Below are 19,033 nucleotides of genomic sequence, written 5' to 3' on the forward strand. Positions count from 1 at the left end.
TAAGAAAATCCCCTGAACAAAAATTCAGGGGATTTTTTAATTCTTCATCATTTAGTTCTTATCGATTCAATAACGCAAAATGCAAAAACTCGACAAAATGATCTGCCCAGTGCATTTCGTGGTGGATTTCGTTCGCCATAATGCGTAAGCGGATATGGTCTAGCGGATGCCCTGTGCGTAGCAAAGCCTGATAATAACGCAGGGTGCAATCAATGTAAGCTTGGTTCATATTAGAAATAAATTGTGAATCCATTTCATCGCCTTCATTTGTGCCAACTTGGATAAACACGCGGCTTTGTGGCTGTAAAGGGTGATGATGAATAAAGTGCATAAACGCAGGCTCACTAAACCAAGATGCAAGGGAAAACACGCCCAAATGGCCAAAAATGTGCGGATACGCCGCGCCCATATAAGCGGTGATAATACCACCCATTGAGCTACCAGCAAGCAAGGTGGTTTCTGCATTTGGCAAAGTGCGGTAGGTTTTATCGATAAATGTTTTAACCTCATTAACCACCCATTGCGCATATTCCGCACCACGTCCGCCCACATTGCGCACGTCATCGTTATTGCCCACATCCGTCCGCCAAGGGGCATATTCGTTCAGCCGTTCTGCCCCTGCATTATCAATACCGACAATAATGAGTTTCGGCAAATGTTGATAATGCTTAATGGTAGGGATAATTTTCCACGAATGGCCCGAATAGGATTCTTTGCTATAAAACACATTTTGCCCGTCGTGCATATAAAGCACGGGATAATGTTGCCAAGGCTCATTGTGATAATCCTTTGGCAGCAACACCCGCACGCGGCGGTGGTGCTGATAATAAGGCACATAAAGAAAATGCTCTTGCATTTCCAGATAATGATTAAACGCACTCATCTTTTAACTTCTATAAAAAACGCTGGCAAGCCCAGCGTTTATCACAAATTATTTTCTCGCCAATGGTGGAACGAAAGTGATGCCCATATCCCAAGGCTGTTCAATCCAAGTGTTTTGTGGAATATCGATCACATAATCGTCCACTAAATCCGCCCCTGCCGGTTTTGCAAAAACCGTTACAAAACGGGCATTTGGATAAAGTTCACGAATGGCACGCGCTGTGTTGCCAGTATCCACTAAATCATCGACCACGATAAAGCCTTCGCCGCCGTTAGGCACTTGCGCAGCGTGTAAAACATTTAATTCGCCTTGCTGATTATGATCGTAGCTTGCGATACACACAGTTTCAACGTGGCGAATGCTCAATTCACGCGCCAATACCGCAGCAGGAAACAATCCCCCACGGCTCACCGCAATAATGCCTTTCCATTGTGATGCTGGCAATAAACGTTCAGATAATTTGCGTGCGTGCATATGGAACATATCCCAAGTCACAACATATTTTTCACTCATAACTCACCTTAACTTAAGAAAGGAGCGGAAACCGCCCAATAAATAAAATTGCGTTAGGATAACTTGAAACCAATTTTTATGCTATTATTTTGATGAATTTTTTTCATTTGAGGAAAAAACTATGTCTGAAATCCAACAACTCCAACCTACCTTGTTGTGGAAATGGTTCGATCAAATCTGCGCCATTCCTCACCCTTCTTATCACGAAGAAGCACTGGCTAACTTCATCGTAAACTGGGCAAAAGAAAAACAATTTTTTGTCGAGCGCGATGAAGTCGGCAATATTTTAATTCGCAAGCCTGCAAGCGCTGGTATGGAAAATCGCCCTACCGTGGTGCTGCAAGCTCATCTTGATATGGTGCCACAAGCCAACGAAGACACCCAACACGATTTCCAAAAAGACCCTATTCAACCTTATATCGAGGGCGAATGGGTCACCGCCAAAGGCACAACCCTAGGGGCGGATAACGGGATTGGCCTTGCTTCTGCCCTTGCCGCATTAGAAGAGGAAAACCTTGCTCACCCAGAGTTAGAAGTCTTGCTCACAATGACCGAAGAGCAAGGAATGGAAGGGGCAATTGGTTTGCGTCCAAACTGGCTGAAAAGCCAAATTATGATCAACACGGATACCGAAGAAAACGGCGAAATTTATATTGGCTGTGCGGGTGGCGTGAATGCTGATCTCAGTGTTCCTGTGCAAAAAATTGCCAACCCTTATGCGCATAGTTACGAGCTAGTATTAAAAGGCTTGCGTGGCGGGCATTCTGGCGTGGATATTCACACAGGACGCGTCAATGCCGTGAAAGCGCTGGTTCGTTTTCTTGCCCATCTCAAACAAGATCACCCACAAATTGATTTCGCCATTAGCCAAATTAAGGGCGGCTCAGTACGCAATGCCATTCCGCGTGAAGCCTTTGTAACCCTATGCTTTGATGGCGATCTCGCCCCATTACAAAGTGCGGTGGAAAATTTTGAAGTTTTATTAAAAACCGAATTAGCCATTGCCGAACCCAATCTGAGTTTGTTCTTACAACCTGTTGAAAAACCAGCACATATTTTTGATAACCATTCACAAAATAACGTCATTAACCTATTTAATGCCTTACCAAACGGCGTAATTCGTTACAGTGATGCGGTAGAAAATGTAGTGGAAACCTCACTCAGTTTAGGCGTGCTAAAAACCTCAGACAACCAAGTGAACGCCACAATTTTAATTCGTTCGCTGATTGAAAGCGGCAAATATTATGTGCAAGAAATGCTGAAATCTTTGACCGCACTTTGTGGTGCAAGCGTCAATTTTGCTGGCAATTACCCAGGTTGGGAACCTCACCCAGACAGCAAAATCCTAGCCCTAACCAGCCAAATTTACGCGGATATTTTAGGCCATCAACCTGAAATAAAAGTGATTCACGCAGGGTTAGAATGTGGCTTGCTGAAAAAAATCTACCCTAATTTAGATGTCGTTTCTATCGGCCCAACTATTATTAACGCCCATTCCCCTGATGAAAAAGTGCATATCCCCGCCGTGCAAACCTACTGGCAATTACTCACCAGAATTTTGGCTGAAGTGAAGTAATACATTAAAACATAAGTGCGGTGGAAAATTTCGAGATTTTTTACCGCACTTTTTATATATTCCAAAAATAAAAACCACCCGAAGGTGGTTTTTTAATGTCTAGGATTAAGATATAGATTTTAACTCATTACCATTGATAGCTATAACCAAGATTTAGCTGGACATTCTCTCTATAACGGCTTCCCATTTGATTTTTCACAGACACATCGAAAGAACCCAATGTGGTTTTCAGTGCTGTACCTAATTCAAACTGAGTGCGGTTACCGAATGATTGAATATCGGCTTTATATTGGTTGATAACAATATCGCTTGAGCCAAAATCATTTAGCCAATAAATTCCGGCATAAGGTTTTAGGCTAAGCGATGAAAACGCAATATTTCCCATAAATTGAGCGCCCAATTTGCTGCGGTAAGTTGTGTTACCATTAAATTTGGTTGCCGATATGCTCGCTTGTGGCACAACACTCCAATTAGCAGACATTGGCAATTTAATGCCTGTACCAAGGCGTAAGCTATGCGCATTGAAGCTTTGTTTATCAACTTCATCACCACTTAAGCGTAAGCGGTTGTAGCTGTAATCGGCATCAAGGAATAAGCCGTTTTGCCACTGCATTCCGCCATAAATACCGATATGGTTACCTTTGATTTTTGCGCTGCCGTAATCTTTGTCGAAATCAATTTTGCCTTGACCAAGCCCCGTATAAAGCCCTGCATAGTAATAGGTATCTTGATTGACAAAATGCGTATCATAGCCAACATTCAGCAAATGATTACGCTGTTTAAAGCCAGATGTGTTGGCTAAGAGTGTTTGGTACGAATCCACTTCGCTCCAATTATTGGTATTTTGCACCCAGAACCCGGTTAAGCGTTCTGTATTATGCAAGAAACCAACGCGTTCGCTTACTGTTTCCCCTTGTGTATATAAATAAGCGCGCACCGCCTGTTGGATTGAAATCACATTATTGGCATATTGACTAAATGTTCTCGCTCCCTCATCATCGCCTTGCGGTTGCGGTTGCGGTTGCGGTTGCGGTTGCGGTTGCGGTTGCGGTTGCGGTTGCGGTTGCGGTTGCGGTTGCGGTTGCGGTTGCGGTTGCGGTTGCGGTTGCGGTTGCGGTTGCGGTTGCGGTTGCGGTTGCGGTTGCGGTTGCGGTTGCGGTTGCGGTTGCGGTTCTTCAGTATCGGCTGATTTTCCTTTATGTGCCAATACCCAGTTATTATTATCTTTCGCTAATTCATAGCGATAAATCCCTGCATCGACATAAGGCTTATCTTTTAAGCTGAATGTTCCATCGCCTGAATTGGTTTTCACTAAAATGACTTTGCCATTTTCTTTTTTCGGTTCATTGCGAGAATTTCGCACCAGTAAACGATGCTCACCTGTTACGCTACCTTTGACAATAATCTGATCGGCTTTTTCAGAAGCAAGATCGGAATTTAGAATAAATTCACCGTTACCCGATAAATCTTGGTTAATTGTTAAGGTGTGGAATGCGGAATCTGGCTCAAACTCAATGGTTGAATTATTTACGTTGAGATTATCTAAGGTGCTATCGCCTTTAAATTTCCACTGGCTATTGCCATTTAAGGTTAAGTCCACCGTGCCGTGTTCGTAGTTAGGATTGATATAGCTCACGCCTTGCAATTTCGCGCCTTGATCGGCTTGGATTTTTAGGGATAGATTGTTGCTGATGTCAGGCGCATCAGGTTCTTCTCTAATCAGATCGATTATATGCTGATCATTAATATCAATTAATCGATCTGCTTTAATTTCGCCGCCATTAATTTGAAAAGCAATGGCATCTTTTTTTGCATTCTCAGTAATATAATTAAAGAAAGAACCTGCTGAAATAGTATTATTGTCAAGGGTGATTTTAGAAACTAATTCTTTGGTTTCATCTCCCCTTGTTGGGCCTTCTAATTTAAATACATAGCTTTTATTATTCAAAGAAATTTGGCTATTTGTTAAATCTAACGTCATTTGGTCTTTAATTTCTTTTGCAAAATCAAAGACAGCTTGCCCATCTTGATTGCCTGTTATGGATAGATGATTTCCGTTAAAATTTATTCCCCCAAAGTTTGATATAGCACTCGCGTTCTCTGCATTCATTAAAATAGACAAACTCTCTAATTGTATATTGGAATGATAAGAATCAATTCCTTCCGTACCATTACCATTTAAAATAATTTTTCCTCCTTGGGCAATTAAATCTCCTTGATATAGATGAATTGCGCTCCCCCCATATTCATTTTCTCCATTGATTTGTTCTACGCTTGAACCTACCGTCAATGTTACGTTTGGTTTCACTACGCCCGTATCGCCTAACATAAGGCTAAGAATAGCCGCACCGTCGTTAGGGTGGTGGTCCAACGTAGCGGATACACCTTCATTCAGAGTAATGCGGTTCTTTGCTGGACTTGTTATGACAGCAAATAATGAGGAACCGAGTCTTTTGCCATTTTGGTCAATTTCACTAGAAGTGGCTTCTCTATTTTTATAATTTCCTTTTAAAACGGTAATGTTGAAAGCTTTATCATCATTAGCAGAAAATTCCCCTTCTGATAAAAGACGAGTATTTCCTCTTGAAAATGAAGGCTCATTAATTTGATATATATTGGGATTAAACGTTGATATAGATGTCATAAAATTACACCCATATTCATTAGAACAAGTCAAATCAATTGCATTCGCTTGCGAATAGCAGGCAACTAATATTGCAGCTAAAGATAAATTTGTTGATAACTTCTGCATTTTTTCTCCTTATTCAAAATAAAAAATTTTCAAAAAACAACCGCACTTTAAGACTAGTTATTCCTGAGCTACTAGTTCCACCAGTTTTAAGGTCAGCTCACAAGATTTCACGAAGGAATTAACGGGCAGAAACTCAAAACGGGAATGAAAGTTATGTGCGCCGGTGAAATAATTTGGGGTGGTGATGCCTTTTACGGACAGGGCTGCTCCGTCTGTGCCGCCGCGCATTGGGATCACTTTTGGCGCTACGTTGATCTGCGCCATTGCATTAAATAATAAATCAATGGATCGGCGATCTTCACCTAAACTATTGGCGATATTGCCATAAATATCAGAAATTGTGCAATTTATTACCGCTCTTGGGTAGCGCTGTTGCATTTGCTGTACCGCTTGTTCGATGAAAGCTTTGCGTTGCTCAAATTGGGCTTTATCAAAATCTCGGATAGCAATGCTAAGCTCGGCTTGGCTTTGGTTTGCTTCAAAATGATTAAACCACCAGTAGCCTTCTTTGTTTTCTGTACATTCTGGCGTTTGGCTGCGATCAAACAAGGCGATGAAATCTTGTGCGACTAAAATAGGATTAATCAGCACATTTTTTGCCGACATTGGGTGTGCACTGACGCCTTGAATAGTTATGCTGGCAGAAGCGGCGTTAAAGTTTTCATACACCACTTCGCCTAGCTCGCAACAATCAATGGTGTAGGCGAACTGTGGCTTAAATTTGTTAAGATCCAATAACTTCGCACCACGTAAGCCAATTTCTTCATCAGGCACAAAAGCGATATAAATATCCCCTGTAGCAATATTATTCTGCTTAATCATTGAAAGTGCGGTCATAATATTGGCAATTGCCGCTTTGTTATCTGCACCTAACACACTCGTGCCATCACTAAAAATGATCTCTTGCCCTTGGTAAGGCAAAATTTCAGGGTGTTCAGCAACTGTCAGCCAAATATTTTTCTCCGCATTAAGTTGCAAATCCTGTCCGTTAAAGGTTTGAATTTGCGGTGTGATATGAGGAGATAACGCAACATCTACGGTATCCATATGAGCACAAAAACCGATGGCAGTGGCATTCGTTTTAGTGCCTTTCAAAACGCCTGTTACGTTGGCGTGTTGGTCAATTTCAACCTCTTGCACGCCTAATTCTTGCAATTCTTTCGCCAATAGCTTTGCCATTTCCCATTGTCCTTGGCTACTCGGCACAGAAGGATTACTTGCATCACTTTGACTGCTAATCGCAAGATAACGAAAAAAACGATCAATTAATTGTTGTTGCATAATGCCTCCCTCTTTTCACTATGCTTTAGGATATGTGTAGCCGCTATCAAAACCAAGCGGAATGCCTAAGCCCCAGAATACATATAACACAAGGGTTAGCACAATAAATAAGCCGATGGTATATGGAATCATCATCGAACAAAGCGTTCCCACGCCAGTATTTTTACAATAACGCTGACAATAAGAAATCAATAATGGATAAAACGCAAACATTGGCGTTGAAACATTCATTACTGAATCACTAATTCTAAATGCCGCTTGGGTTAATTCGGGTGAAATATTCACTGACATTAGCATTGGCACGAGAATTGGCGACAAAATTGCCCATTTTGATGTGGCGGACGTGATAATAATATTTAGCAATAAGGTTAATACTAACACGCCAAACACGGTGATACCCGCAGGCATTTGCAAGGTTTTCAAAAATTCAGCACCTGATAAGGCAATCAATGTGCCGATTCCTGAACGGTTAAAAGAATACAAAAATTGTGCACAGAAAAAGGAAAACACAATAAATGGCACAAGGGTATAAGTGATTTTCTCCATTGCTTTGGTGACTGTGCGAGTATCTTTAAATGTGCCTGCAATAATGCCGTGAACCAAAGAAGGCACTGCAAAGAAAATCAGCAATAATGGCACAATCATTTGCATAATCGGCGATTTTGGACTAGTCAATGAACCATCTGACGCTCTCAATAACGAGTTTTCAGGATACGCCAATAAAAACAATCCCACCACCATTAACAACAGCACCAACGATGCCCAGCGAAAGGCTTTTAAGTCTTGTGCAGTTGGTGGGTTAATCGTGGTGTCTTTGCTATCTAAATCCTTATCAATAGGCATTGTGCGTTTTAAATGCGGATCGATAATTTTATCTGTAATATACCAGCAGGTTAATATCACAAAGAATGTGCTACCTAGACTAACAAAATAATTACACAGCACATTCACATCATAGCTCGGATCTAAAATACGCGCGGCACTTTGTGTGAAACTCTGCATAATAGGATCAATAATCGAGGGCGTAAAACTGGCGGAAAAGCCCCCTGCTAAGCCCGCAAATGACGCCGCAATTCCCGATAAGGGGTGCTTGCCCACGGAATAGAAAATCAATGCAGAAATAGGCATTAAAATCACATAAGCAGAATCTGCTGCAAGATGAGCGAATACAGAAATGATAATTACGGCTGGTGTAACTATTTTCTTTGGAATAATACTTAACGCACGGCTCAAACCTACATTAATAAAACCACTCGCCTCAGCAATCCCAATGCCAAAAGTCGCAACAATAGTAATACCCAAGGGTGGAAAATTCACAAAATTTTTGGTGAGTGATGAGAAAAAGGTTGCAATTTCAGAAGATTGGAAAAGATTAGTGATTTGAATCGGTGTTTTTTGAATGGGGTGGATATAATCAAAATGGAAATAAGAAAGTCCCCAAGAAAGTAACCAACACACAATTAGTGCATAAATAAACAACATTGTAATGTCGGGTAATTTATTGCCGATATATTCAATTTTTTGTAGCCAATTTCGTCTTGGCATCGCCGCTTCAGCCATTGTTTTCTCCTTACTAAAAATACGAATAATGGCTTGATTATATGATGCTCATTTAAGTAAATCTAGGGGAAATCCATTCATTTTTATACGAAAAAAATCAAAATTTTTTACCGCACTTTTGCCTTATTTTTTTATAACAACTGCGCAACAATATTAGGAATCACTTTCGGCATAGGGATAAAAATTTGTTTATGGCGGTTGAGTTCGCCTTTTTCGATGAGAATACTGCTTTTTGGCACTTTAAAGGTTTTGCTTAAGAATTTAAGCAAATGGGCGTTGGCTTGGCCATCAATAGGTGGGGCGGTGATGGTGATTTTTAGCTCGTTGTCGTGCAAGCCAACAATTTGATCTTTACTGGCTTTCGGTTGCAGAAAAATGCGCAACCGAAGTCCTTGCGTGCATTGTTCGATCGCATTCATTAGGCAAATTGCCATAAGATAGGCGCAATGTCGTACATTACACGGTTGGCGTAAAATAATAAAAATGCCAATAACATCGGGGAGAAATCAATCATTCCCGTGTTCGGTAAAATACGGCGAATCGGGTTCAGCAAAGGTTGCGTGAGCTGATAAAGGGTATATTGCAACGGGTTTTGCCCACGGTTAAACCAGCTTAAAATGGCTTGGAAAAACAACACATAAATCACCGCTTCACCCATAGTGCGCAAGGTATGCAATAACCCGATGTAAAGATAAAGCAAGGGATTTGCCACCACTTGCGCTGATCCTAATAAATCTAACAACGGATATTTTGCCACGCCTAATGCCACACACAACGCCAATGCTGCGGTATTTAAGCCTTTCACCGTAGGTAAAAACTTTTGCAATGGCGCAAGCACAGGTTGAGTGAATTTCACTAAGGTTTGCGAAAAAGGATTATAAAAATCCACGCGGCTATATTGAAACCACGCACGCAAAATTAGCACGAAACTAAAAACATTAATTAGGGTATAAACTAAAAACTGAAGGGAATTTAAGCCCATTATTTTCTCCTTAAAAATTACAACCAGCCTTTGCGTTTAAAATAAATATAAGGCGTAAGCGCCGCAACGATCATTAAACCAATCGCCATAGGATAGCCATATTTTAAATGCAATTCTGGCATAAATTCAAAGTTCATTCCGTAGGTGGACGCCACCAAGGTTGCAGGCAGGAACATCACCGACACTACAGAGAAAAATTTCATAATTTTATTCTGCTCAATATTGATATAACCCATTGCCGCTTGCATTAAGAAATTCACTTTTTGGAATAAGGATTCATTATGCGGTTGCAGGGATTCAATATCGCGTAAAATATCGCGCGCTTGCTCTAACTGATTGGCAGGCAGACGCGTTTTGCGCACCAAAAAGCTCAATGCGCGTTGCGTATCCATCAAACATAAACGCACTTTGGAACTGGCATCTTCTTGCTCTGTGAGTGTAGCAAGCGCTTTATCAAAGGCTTCGCCCTGCTTGCCCTCCAAAATAACGTGGCTTAATTTTTCCAAATCTGCGTAAGCATTTTCGATTACATCGGCGAGCTGCTCGATTTTGGTTTCAAATAAATCTAACAGCACTTCATAGGCGTTACATTCCACCAATCGTTGGCTGCGCGAACGCATTCGATAAAGGCGAAACGCTGGCAATTCGCGATCACGAAGGGTGAACAAACGCCCATCACGCAAGGTAAACGCCACGCTGGCAATGTCGGCATAATCATTTTCATCTTCACAATAGAAAAAAGAGTGCAAATGCAAGCCGTCTTCGTCTTCAAAGAAACGCGCAGACGCTTCAATATCTTCCAATTCTAAGAAAGATGCCAAACTTTGCCCTAAGCCCTGTTGCAACATTTCACGTTCTTCGCTTGACGGCTCAAGCAAATCAATCCAAATGGCGGCGTTGAGATTTTCATCACCTTCATCTAGCCGAATTAAACGCGCATTTTCCAGTGCAAAAGCATTAATCATTTTGTCATACTCCTTGAGGGATTATGAACAAACCCGATGAACAAAAGAAAACTAAATAATCAGCACAAAAGTGCGGTGCAAAATTTTCGATTATTTAATTAAAGATACCTAATAATTGAGGTAATGAAACTTACCTGCGAAATCTCGCCGATAAGTGGAGGACGAGATTTAGATCAACGATGAATTGGGTATCGACTATGACTGTCCAAAGTGTGTGTCCTCTTGTTGCTAAATCGTGCGGAATGTTACGCTTCAATGGGGTGTTCGTCAAGAATTTATATAGCAAAAAGAAGCTTTCGTCTTATTCAGCAATCACTCTCTCAATCTCTTCCTGCACTGCAAACCATCCCATTTCGACTTCGTCTAGCTGTTTTTTGTATTCTGCTTGGTCTTTTAAAAGTGCGGTGAGATTTTCTTTCATTTCTGCTTGGTACAGATCACCGTTGGCGAGCTGTTGCTCAATGTCTGCCAGCTTTTGTGATAGGGTTTCCATTTTGCTTTCCCATTGGGCGAGAGATTTTCGCAATGGCGCGAGCTGTTGGCGAAGTTCTGCTTCTTTTCGTTTTTGCTCTTTACGATTTTGGCTGCTGCTTTCTTTATTGCTTTCTGTTTTGCCTGAGGGTTGGCTTTGGCTATTTTGTTCGTTGAGCCATTTTTGATAATCGTCTAGATCGCCTTTAAACTCTTCCACTTGTCCATCGTGAACCAAATAAAATTCATCAACAGTGTTGCGTAATAAATGGCGGTCGTGGGAAACAATCACTAATGAGCCTTGATAATCCACCAAGGCTTCGGTTAGGGCTTGGCGCATATCTAAATCTAAATGGTTGGTCGGCTCATCTAATAACAATAAATTCGGTCGCTGCCAAACGATTAATGCCAACACCAAACGTGCCTTTTCGCCGCCTGAAAAGGTGGCAACAGGCTCATTCACTTTATCGCCGTGAAAGGCGAAACTGCCGAGATAAGTGCGTAATTGTTGCTCCGTTTGTTGTGGGGCGAGCTGCTGCATATGCCAAAGGGCGCTTTCTTCCGCGCGCAAGGTATCCAGCTGATGTTGGGCAAAATAACCAAGCTGCACGCCTTTTGCGAGCTGAATATTGCCAGAAAGTGCGGTGATTTCTCCCGCTAATAATTTAATCAGCGTGGATTTTCCTGCGCCATTTTTACCCAGCAAACCAATGCGCGAGCCGGGAACAAGATTTAATTTGATTTGTTTCAGAATTTCTGTGATTTGTCCGTTATTTTCATAACCTGCACTGACTTTTTCCATTGAAAGCAATGGGTTAGGCAACGCCAGCGGCTCACGAAACTCAAAAGTAAACGGATTATCCACATAAGCCGGGGCGATGAGTTCCATTTTCGCCAACGCCTTAACGCGACTTTGTGCTTGTTTTGCCTTGCTCGCTTTGGCTTTAAAGCGGTCAATATATTTTTGTAAATGTGAGATTTTTTGCTGTTGCTGACGGTATAACGCCGTTTGTTGAGCTAATTTTTCTGCTCGTTGTTTTTCAAAAGAAGAATAATCACCGGTGTATTCATTTATTTTTTGATTTTCAATGTGCAGAATTTTGTCCACCACAGGATCAAGAAAATCGCGATCGTGTGAAATCAGCACCAGCGTGCCTTGATATTGTTGCAACCAACGTTCAAGCCAGATCACTGCATCTAAATCCAAGTGGTTAGTGGGTTCATCAAGTAGCAGTAAATCGGAAGGACATAGCAAGGCTTGTGCCAAATTAAGACGCATACGCCAACCGCCAGAAAATGCACTCACCGGCTGGCTAAGTTCTTCTTGGCTAAAGCCCAATCCGTTTAACAAGGCCGCCGCGCGAGCTTGGATTGTCCACGCATCAATGGTATCTAATTGTTCGTGAATGCGCGCAATGGCATTGCCATCATTATTTTGATTAGCTTGCTCTAACTGTTGCTGTAATGCCACATATTGGCGATCGCCTAAAATCACATAATCCAAGGCAGAAATAGCAAGAGCTGGCGTTTCTTGGTTCACCCAAGCCAATTGCCAGTTTGTGGGGTAGCTCACTTCGCCGCCCTCTGCACTGATTTCTTTTTTTAATAAGGCGAGTAGCGAAGATTTGCCACAGCCATTTTTGCCCACCAAGCCCACTTTTTGCTTAGGATTAATGGTGGCGTTGGCATTTTCTAGCAAGGTCGTTTGCCCACGTTTTAACGAAAGATTGGTAAATAAAATCATTAAATTTCGGTTTATCTCTGATCAGCAAAGGGGTTATTTTCCACGTTTTTATAAAAATTGCCAATCATTCCAAATTTTTATTGGAAATTTTTCAAAAACCATTTTCAACAATGTGATCTAGTTCAATTTTTTTATAACCTAAACAGGATATGATACAAAATGCAGTTTTACATCTTTGAGGTATAAAAATGACAAACGCTGAACTTATGCAAGAAGGCATAAACCTGATGCTTTCAGGAATGGGGTTCGTTCTGGTTTTCTTGTTAATCCTAATTTTTGCCATTGGATTAATGTCGAAACTGGTAAACCGCTTTTTTCCTGAGCCTGTTCTCACCCAGCCTTCCCCGATAAAAGCACAATCCACTCAAACAGATGATTTAGAAAGATTACGCCCAATTATTGTGGCGGCGATTGCTCATCATCGCCGTAATCAAGGGCTTTAAATTGATTAATTTGGAGAAAATACAATGACTGTTGAAAAGAAAAAAATTGCCGTAACTGATGTTGTGTTGCGTGATGCGCACCAATCCCTTTTTGCGACCCGTTTACGCCTTGATGATATGTTACCTATCGCTGCTGAACTTGATGAAATTGGCTATTGGTCGCTTGAGGCTTGGGGTGGCGCAACCTTTGACGCTTGTATTCGTTTTTTAGGGGAAGATCCTTGGGTGCGTTTGCGTGAACTCAAAAAAGCAATGCCAAAAACCCCATTACAAATGTTATTACGCGGACAAAATTTGCTAGGTTATCGTCATTATGCTGATGATGTGGTAGATCGCTTTGTAGAACGTGCCGTGCATAATGGAATGAGCGTGTTCCGCGTGTTTGACGCAATGAACGATCCGCGCAATATGCAACAAGCACTGAAAGCGGTGCGTAAAAATGGCGGACACGCGCAAGGAACATTAAGTTACACCACAAGCCCTGTGCATACTTTACAAACTTGGCTTGATACCACAGAACAACTGTTAGAAATTGGTATTGATTCCCTTGTAATCAAAGATATGTCGGGCATTCTCACACCAAACGAAGCCTATCACTTAGTTAGCGAAATCAAAAAACGCTTTGATGTACGCTTGCATCTCCACTGCCACGCCACCACGGGAATGGCAGAAATGGCCTTATTGAAAGCCATTGAAGCGGGCGTGGACGGCGTAGATACCGCCATTTCTTCAATGAGTGGCACATACGGACACCCTGCTACGGAAGCCTTAGTCGCCACCTTAAAAGGCACACCTTATGATACAGGCTTAGATATTCAAAAATTAGAGAAAATTGCCGCTTATTTCCGTAATGTGCGGAAAAAATACCATAAATTTGAAGGACAATTAAAAGGCGTAGATAGCCGTATTTTAGTGGCACAAGTGCCGGGCGGAATGCTCACCAATTTGGAAAGCCAGCTCAAACAGCAAAATGCCTCTGACAAACTGGATTTAGTGCTACAAGAAATTCCAAAAGTGCGGGAAGATTTGGGCTATATTCCATTGGTAACGCCAACTTCACAAATTGTTGGAACGCAAGCGGTGATCAATGTATTAATGGGTGAACGCTACAAAACCATTGCCAAAGAAACCGCAGGAATTTTAAAAGGCGAATACGGCCGCACGCCTGCGCCAGTCAACGCAGAACTGCAAGCGCGTGTGTTAGAGGGTGCAGAACCAATCACCTCACGCCCTGCGGATCACCTTGAGCCAGAAATGGAGAAACTCACGCTCGAAATCAAACAACAAGCCAAAGAGAAAGGCATCAAACTATCTGACAATGAAATTGATGATGTGCTTATTGTGGCGTTGTTTCCACAAGTGGGGCTGAAATTCCTTGAAAATCGTGGCAACCCTGATGCCTTTGAACCTGCACCAACGGTGGAACAAGCGCCAGAAAAAACTTCGCAAAAAACCACCGCACCTGTAAACCAATCTGTCGGTGGCGCAGCGGTTTATACGGTGGAGTTAGAGGGTAAAGCCTTTGTGGTGAAAGTAAGTGAGGGCGGCGATATTAATCAAATCACTCCAGCTGCAACACCATCAGTTCAACCAGCTCAACCTGCACAAACCGCACCACAGCCTGCCGCGCCGCAAGCCACAAATGGTACGCCAGTGAATGCACCAATGGCAGGCACTATTTGGAAAGTGGTGGCAACCGAGGGGCAACAGGTGGCAGAGGGTGATGTCTTGCTTATTCTCGAAGCAATGAAAATGGAAACCGAAATCCGTGCTTCGCAAGCGGGAACGGTGCAAAATATCAGCGTGAAAGCTGGTGATGCCGTTGCCGTGGGCGATACCTTATTAACGATTGCATAAGTGCGGGGTAAAAATGGAAAGTATTTTGTCTTTACTGCGTGGAATGGGCATTATGCACCTAGAGTGGGGACAGGCGGTGATGATTGCCGTCAGTCTGCTACTCTTGTGGCTTGCCATCGCACGCAAATTTGAACCCCTGTTATTGCTCCCCATTGGCTTTGGTGGATTGCTCTCTAATATCCCAGAAGCAGGCCTAGCAATGACAGCATTGGATAACCTTTTGCATAATGGCACCAGCGAGCAACTTGCCATTGTAGCAAGCAAACTCGGTACTATTGCTGATCCTGCGTCAATTAAGACCGCACTTAACAATGCGCTGCCCTCTGTACAAAATGAATTGGAAGTAATGGCAGGGGATATGGGCTATTCCGCAGGCGTGTTGGCGTTGTTCTACAAAGTGGCTATTGGCTATGGCGTTGCACCGCTGATTATCTTTATGGGCGTAGGGGCAATGACCGATTTCGGCCCATTGCTCGCCAACCCACGCACGCTCTTATTGGGCGCAGCGGCACAGTTTGGCATCTTTGCTACGGTATTGGGCGCGTTAGGCTTAAACTGGCTGGGTATTATCGACTTCACCCTGCCACAAGCTGCCGCAATCGGCATTATTGGTGGAGCAGACGGCCCAACTGCCATTTACCTTGCGAGCAAACTCGCCCCTGAGCTGTTGGGAGCGATTGCCGTGGCGGCGTATTCTTATATGGCACTCGTGCCATTAATTCAGCCGCCGATTATGAAAGCGCTCACTTCACAACAAGAACGCAAAATTCGAATGGTGCAACTGCGTACTGTAAGCAACCGCGAAAAAATTCTTTTCCCGATCGTGCTATTGGTGCTGGTGGCATTGCTCTTACCTGATGCTGCGCCATTATTGGGAATGTTCTGTTTTGGTAATTTAATGCGCGTCAGTGGCGTGGTGGAACGCTTAAACGACACCGCACAAAATGCGCTGATCAACATCGTTACCATTTTCCTAGGGCTTTCCGTTGGTGCGAAATTGGTGGCGGATAAATTCCTCCAACCACAAACCCTCGGGATTTTATTATTAGGAATGATCGCCTTTGCTATCGGCACCGCATCTGGCGTATTAATGGCGAAATTAATGAACCGCTTTAGCAAAAATCCAATTAATCCATTGATTGGCGCAGCGGGGGTTTCTGCCGTACCAATGGCCGCACGCGTTGCCAATAAAATTGGTTTAGAAGCCGATCACCAAAACTTCCTATTAATGCACGCAATGGGGCCAAATGTCGCAGGCGTTATTGGATCTGCCATCGCAGCTGGGGTAATGTTGAAATATATTTCAGCAATGATGTGATAAATGTAGCCAATAAATAACAATGTAATATACGAGAAAGCCACCCGTAAGGTGGCTTTCTTTTTCCTTGTTATTTCTGTGCTAAACGATACTGCACTAAATCTTCAATCGTCATCACAGGATAACCAAATTCTTTCGCGAATTTAATGATTTCGGGAGTGCGTGCCATTGTGCCGTCATCATTGGTGATTTCACAAATTACCGCAGCGGGTTTGTAGCCTGCAAGCACGGCAAGATCTACGGAGGCTTCGGTATGTCCACGGCGTTTTAACACGCCACCCTCTGCTGCTCTTAATGGGAAGATATGCCCTGGGCGGTGTAAATCTTGCGGTTTCGCATTATCTGCAACAGCAGCTTTAATAGTGGTTACACGATCTGCTGCAGAAACGCCTGTGGATACGCCTTCTGCCGCTTCAATGGTTACAGTAAATGCGGTTTTATTAACGCTGGTGTTATTTTGTACCATTGGCGGCAAATCAAGCTGTTGGCAAATTTCATCGCTTAAACATAAGCAAACAATGCCGCTGCCGTAACGAATAAGTTTTGCCATTTGCGCTGGTTCAATGGTTTGCGCTGGGAAAATTAAATCCCCTTCATTTTCGCGATCTTCATCGTCTAAAACGAGTACGCCATTGCCTTGTTTGAAAGCTTCAATGGCTTTTTCAACACGCTCTTGTGGCGTGCCAAATGCGGATAAAATTGACTGATTCATAGTAAAAAACCTGTTAAAAAATTAATGGATACTTGAATCAGGGCTGATGAGGAAAGGCTTTTCATTAGATAAGAAAATCCAATAACAAAGGCAGATTTTACCTAAGGTAAATCTGTTTATTCTCTTTCATCCAGACTTTAACTGTCGGCTTTGGACTTTCACCAAATCTGCTGACTTTACTTTTGCAAGTAAACGCTCGTGGGCTTATGCGTGCGCACTTACCACCGGTAGGGAATTTCGCCCTGCCCTGAGAATGCTTGCATAGTATAACGCAATCTAAATAGAGAAAAAATGTTTTTCTTTGCGCCGATATTGCATACAATATGCCACATTGACGCAATAATGTGAGGTCTTTATGCTAAATCCACAAAAAATAGAGCAAATTATACAACAAGTGCAAAATTCTTTACCGCAAGGAATGAAAGAGCTTGGTAAAGATGCAGAAGCAAAATTTAAGCAAGTTTTGCAAGCTCAATTGGCCAAATTAGACGTTGTAACCCGTGAAGAATTTGATGTGCAAACCCAAGTTTTAATGCGTACTCGTGAGAAACTGAGCGAGCTAGAAAAGCGTGTTGATGCCCTGTTGCAAGCGCAAAATCAAGGGCAAGAAACGCGCTAAAATCTCACCGCACTTTGCTTATTAAACGAAAAGTGCGGTCTTTTTTCTGAATAAATTTGGCAATATAAGGAATTTCAAGATGTCCGCTTTCGCCTATCTACAACAAAAACGCAAGCAGTTAAATCTAAAAGTAAATGAGGTTTGTGAGCAAGCCAACATTACCCGCGCTTATTTTAATCAGCTGGTGAGTGGCAAAATCAAAAATCCAAGTGCGACCAAGTTGTCTGCCTTACATAAAGTGCTACAAATCACAGATCTACAAGATAAAAAAGTGGGGGTGATTTTTGGCAAGTTTTACCCTGTGCATACTGGGCATATTAATATGATTTATGAAGCGTTCAGTAAGGTAGATGAAGTCCACGTTGTGGTGTGTAGCGATACAGAGCGCGATCTGAAATTATTTTATGACAGCAAAATGAAGCGTATGCCAACGGTGCAAGATCGCCTGCGTTGGATGCAACAAATTTTTAAATATCAGAAAAACCAAATTTTCATTCATCATTTAGTGGAAGACGGCTTGCCGAGCTATCCAAACGGCTGGCCTGCGTGGGCAGAACGGGTTAAACAGCTTTTTGAAGAAAAGCAAGTTAATCCTAGCGTAGTATTTAGTAGCGAACCGCAAGACAAAGCACCTTACGAAGAATATTTGAATTTACAAGTGGAATTGGTTGATCCACAGCGTCAATTCTTTAACGTTTCAGCCACTAAAATTCGTAATACGCCTTTCCATTATTGGAAATTTATCCCGAAAGAAGTGCGTCCATTTTTCGCCAAAACCATTGCCATTTTAGGCGGCGAAAGCAGCGGAAAAACCGTGCTAGTTAATAAACTTGCCACCGTATTCAACACCACATCAGCATGGGAATATGGGCGTGAGTTTGTGTTTGAAAAATTAGGGGGTGATGAGCAGGCGATGCAATATTCCGATTACCCACAAATGGCGCTAGGTCATCAACGTTATATTGATTACGCCGTGCGCCACGCCCATAAAGTCGCGATTGTGGATACGGACTTCATCACCACGCAAGCATTTTGTATTCAATATGAAGGCAAAGCGCACCCGTTTTTGGATTCAATGATCAAAGAATATCCGTTCGATATTACGATTTTATTGAACAACAACACCAAATGGGTGGATGACGGCTTGCGTAGCCTTGGTAGCCACAAACAGCGCCAACGTTTCCAACAATTATTGAAAAAATTATTGGATAAATATAACGTGCCTTATATTGAAATTGAATCACCAAGCTATTTAGAGCGTTATAATAAGGTGAAATCCATTGTAGAAAAAATTCTCAATGAAGAAGAGCTTCCCGAACTAAACAACGATAAATCCATTTTTGAGGAATAACAGCCC

16 protein-coding genes and 1 riboswitch are annotated in these 19,033 nt (G+C 42.4%); of the genes, 6 read left to right on the forward strand and 10 right to left on the reverse strand.

Translation table 11 applies throughout. From position 1 onward, the window contains the following. Positions 1–58: 58 nt before the first annotated feature. Both DYC50_RS01565 and gpt read right to left on the reverse strand, forming a co-directional pair. Positions 59–883: an alpha/beta hydrolase gene (locus DYC50_RS01565; RefSeq protein WP_115248726.1), complete on the reverse strand. Its 825-nt coding sequence runs from the start codon at positions 881–883 to the stop codon at positions 59–61. A 48-nt stretch (positions 884–931) separates the two neighbouring features. Beyond that, positions 932–1,396: a xanthine phosphoribosyltransferase gene (gene gpt, locus DYC50_RS01570; protein ID WP_115248727.1), complete on the reverse strand. Its 465-nt coding sequence runs from the start codon at positions 1,394–1,396 to the stop codon at positions 932–934. 121 nt (positions 1,397–1,517) lie between these two features. Between gpt and DYC50_RS01575 the strand changes: the two genes are divergently transcribed. Next, the gene (locus DYC50_RS01575; protein WP_115248728.1) at positions 1,518–2,972 is read left to right on the forward strand and encodes an aminoacyl-histidine dipeptidase; all 1,455 of its coding nucleotides are present in this window, start codon (positions 1,518–1,520) and stop codon (positions 2,970–2,972) included. Between the two features lie 127 nt (positions 2,973–3,099). Here DYC50_RS01575 and DYC50_RS01580 read toward each other — a convergent pair whose 3' ends face one another. The 7 genes from DYC50_RS01580 to DYC50_RS01610 form a co-directional block, all read right to left on the reverse strand. Next, positions 3,100–5,343, reverse strand: a complete 2,244-nt coding sequence (locus DYC50_RS01580; RefSeq protein WP_172459058.1) for an autotransporter outer membrane beta-barrel domain-containing protein — start codon at positions 5,341–5,343, stop codon at positions 3,100–3,102. A 438-nt stretch (positions 5,344–5,781) separates the two neighbouring features. Then, positions 5,782–7,005: a peptidase T gene (gene pepT / locus DYC50_RS01585; RefSeq protein WP_115248730.1), complete on the reverse strand. Its 1,224-nt coding sequence runs from the start codon at positions 7,003–7,005 to the stop codon at positions 5,782–5,784. Positions 7,006–7,023: 18 nt separating this feature from the next. After that, positions 7,024–8,565: an AbgT family transporter gene (locus DYC50_RS01590; RefSeq protein WP_115248731.1), complete on the reverse strand. Its 1,542-nt coding sequence runs from the start codon at positions 8,563–8,565 to the stop codon at positions 7,024–7,026. Between the two features lie 131 nt (positions 8,566–8,696). After that, complete coding sequence (gene yggU, locus DYC50_RS01595; protein ID WP_115248732.1) at positions 8,697–8,984, reverse strand: DUF167 family protein YggU; 288 nt, start codon at positions 8,982–8,984, stop codon at positions 8,697–8,699. After that, positions 8,984–9,547, reverse strand: a complete 564-nt coding sequence (locus DYC50_RS01600) for a YggT family protein (RefSeq protein WP_115248733.1) — start codon at positions 9,545–9,547, stop codon at positions 8,984–8,986. Before DYC50_RS01600 ends, yggU begins: the two co-directional genes overlap by 1 nt. A 17-nt stretch (positions 9,548–9,564) precedes the next feature. After that, on the reverse strand, positions 9,565–10,512 hold the full coding sequence (gene corA, locus DYC50_RS01605) for a magnesium/cobalt transporter CorA (protein ID WP_103854360.1): 948 nt from the start codon (positions 10,510–10,512) through the stop codon (positions 9,565–9,567). Positions 10,513–10,813: 301 nt separating this feature from the next. Beyond that, positions 10,814–12,727 (reverse strand): ABC transporter ATP-binding protein, encoded by a 1,914-nt coding sequence (locus tag DYC50_RS01610; protein ID WP_115248734.1) that lies wholly within the window; start codon positions 12,725–12,727, stop codon positions 10,814–10,816. 188 nt (positions 12,728–12,915) lie between these two features. Here DYC50_RS01610 and DYC50_RS01615 point away from each other — a divergent pair, with 188 nt between their 5' ends. Genes DYC50_RS01615 through DYC50_RS01625 form a run of 3 tightly spaced genes read left to right on the forward strand, consistent with a single transcriptional unit; the run spans position 12,916 to position 16,345 of the window. Further along, positions 12,916–13,170, forward strand: coding sequence for an oxaloacetate decarboxylase subunit gamma (locus DYC50_RS01615; RefSeq protein WP_103854285.1), 255 nt, complete (start codon positions 12,916–12,918; stop codon positions 13,168–13,170). A 24-nt stretch (positions 13,171–13,194) separates the two neighbouring features. Then, entirely contained in the window at positions 13,195–15,027 is a 1,833-nt protein-coding gene (gene oadA / locus DYC50_RS01620; protein ID WP_115248735.1) for a sodium-extruding oxaloacetate decarboxylase subunit alpha, read from the forward strand. A gap of 13 nt (positions 15,028–15,040) precedes the next feature. Then, a complete protein-coding gene (locus DYC50_RS01625; protein WP_115248736.1) occupies positions 15,041–16,345 on the forward strand; it encodes a sodium ion-translocating decarboxylase subunit beta in 1,305 nt (434 codons plus the stop codon). Between the two features lie 70 nt (positions 16,346–16,415). Here the strand turns inward: DYC50_RS01625 and ribB are convergent, their stop codons facing one another. Continuing rightward, a complete protein-coding gene (ribB, locus tag DYC50_RS01630; RefSeq protein WP_115248737.1) occupies positions 16,416–17,057 on the reverse strand; it encodes a 3,4-dihydroxy-2-butanone-4-phosphate synthase in 642 nt (213 codons plus the stop codon). Positions 17,058–17,171: 114 nt separating this feature from the next. After that, positions 17,172–17,316, reverse strand: a riboswitch (FMN riboswitch). 96 nt (positions 17,317–17,412) lie between these two features. Here ribB and ubiK point away from each other — a divergent pair. Both ubiK and nadR read left to right on the forward strand, forming a co-directional pair. Continuing rightward, positions 17,413–17,676 carry a ubiquinone biosynthesis accessory factor UbiK gene (gene ubiK / locus DYC50_RS01635; protein ID WP_115248738.1) on the forward strand — a complete coding sequence of 88 codons (264 nt, stop codon included), beginning with the start codon at positions 17,413–17,415 and terminating at the stop codon, positions 17,674–17,676. Positions 17,677–17,755: 79 nt separating this feature from the next. Continuing rightward, positions 17,756–19,027: a multifunctional transcriptional regulator/nicotinamide-nucleotide adenylyltransferase/ribosylnicotinamide kinase NadR gene (nadR, locus tag DYC50_RS01640; RefSeq protein ID WP_115248739.1), complete on the forward strand. Its 1,272-nt coding sequence runs from the start codon at positions 17,756–17,758 to the stop codon at positions 19,025–19,027. The last annotated feature ends 6 nt before the right edge of the window (positions 19,028–19,033 follow it).

The organism is Avibacterium avium (genome assembly GCF_900454535.1).
In the GTDB taxonomy this organism is placed as follows: Bacteria; Pseudomonadota; Gammaproteobacteria; order Enterobacterales; family Pasteurellaceae; genus Avibacterium; species Avibacterium avium.

What these genes read in the sequence shown, in the direction of transcription:
- DYC50_RS01610 (WP_115248734.1), bottom strand. Translation starts at nt 12,727, where the DNA reads ATGATTTTATTTACCAATCTTTCGTTAAAACGTGGGCAAACGACCTTG.
- DYC50_RS01590 (WP_115248731.1), bottom strand. Translation starts at nt 8,565, where the DNA reads ATGGCTGAAGCGGCGATGCCAAGACGAAATTGGCTACAAAAAATTGAA.
- ubiK (WP_115248738.1), top strand. Translation starts at nt 17,413, where the DNA reads ATGCTAAATCCACAAAAAATAGAGCAAATTATACAACAAGTGCAAAAT.
- gpt (WP_115248727.1), bottom strand. Translation starts at nt 1,396, where the DNA reads ATGAGTGAAAAATATGTTGTGACTTGGGATATGTTCCATATGCACGCA.
- corA (WP_103854360.1), bottom strand. Translation starts at nt 10,512, where the DNA reads ATGATTAATGCTTTTGCACTGGAAAATGCGCGTTTAATTCGGCTAGAT.
- pepT (WP_115248730.1), bottom strand. Translation starts at nt 7,005, where the DNA reads ATGCAACAACAATTAATTGATCGTTTTTTTCGTTATCTTGCGATTAGC.
- DYC50_RS01565 (WP_115248726.1), bottom strand. Translation starts at nt 883, where the DNA reads ATGAGTGCGTTTAATCATTATCTGGAAATGCAAGAGCATTTTCTTTAT.
- oadA (WP_115248735.1), top strand. Translation starts at nt 13,195, where the DNA reads ATGACTGTTGAAAAGAAAAAAATTGCCGTAACTGATGTTGTGTTGCGT.
- DYC50_RS01600 (WP_115248733.1), bottom strand. Translation starts at nt 9,547, where the DNA reads ATGGGCTTAAATTCCCTTCAGTTTTTAGTTTATACCCTAATTAATGTT.
- ribB (WP_115248737.1), bottom strand. Translation starts at nt 17,057, where the DNA reads ATGAATCAGTCAATTTTATCCGCATTTGGCACGCCACAAGAGCGTGTT.
- DYC50_RS01615 (WP_103854285.1), top strand. Translation starts at nt 12,916, where the DNA reads ATGACAAACGCTGAACTTATGCAAGAAGGCATAAACCTGATGCTTTCA.
- nadR (WP_115248739.1), top strand. Translation starts at nt 17,756, where the DNA reads ATGTCCGCTTTCGCCTATCTACAACAAAAACGCAAGCAGTTAAATCTA.
- DYC50_RS01625 (WP_115248736.1), top strand. Translation starts at nt 15,041, where the DNA reads ATGGAAAGTATTTTGTCTTTACTGCGTGGAATGGGCATTATGCACCTA.
- DYC50_RS01575 (WP_115248728.1), top strand. Translation starts at nt 1,518, where the DNA reads ATGTCTGAAATCCAACAACTCCAACCTACCTTGTTGTGGAAATGGTTC.
- yggU (WP_115248732.1), bottom strand. Translation starts at nt 8,984, where the DNA reads ATGAATGCGATCGAACAATGCACGCAAGGACTTCGGTTGCGCATTTTT.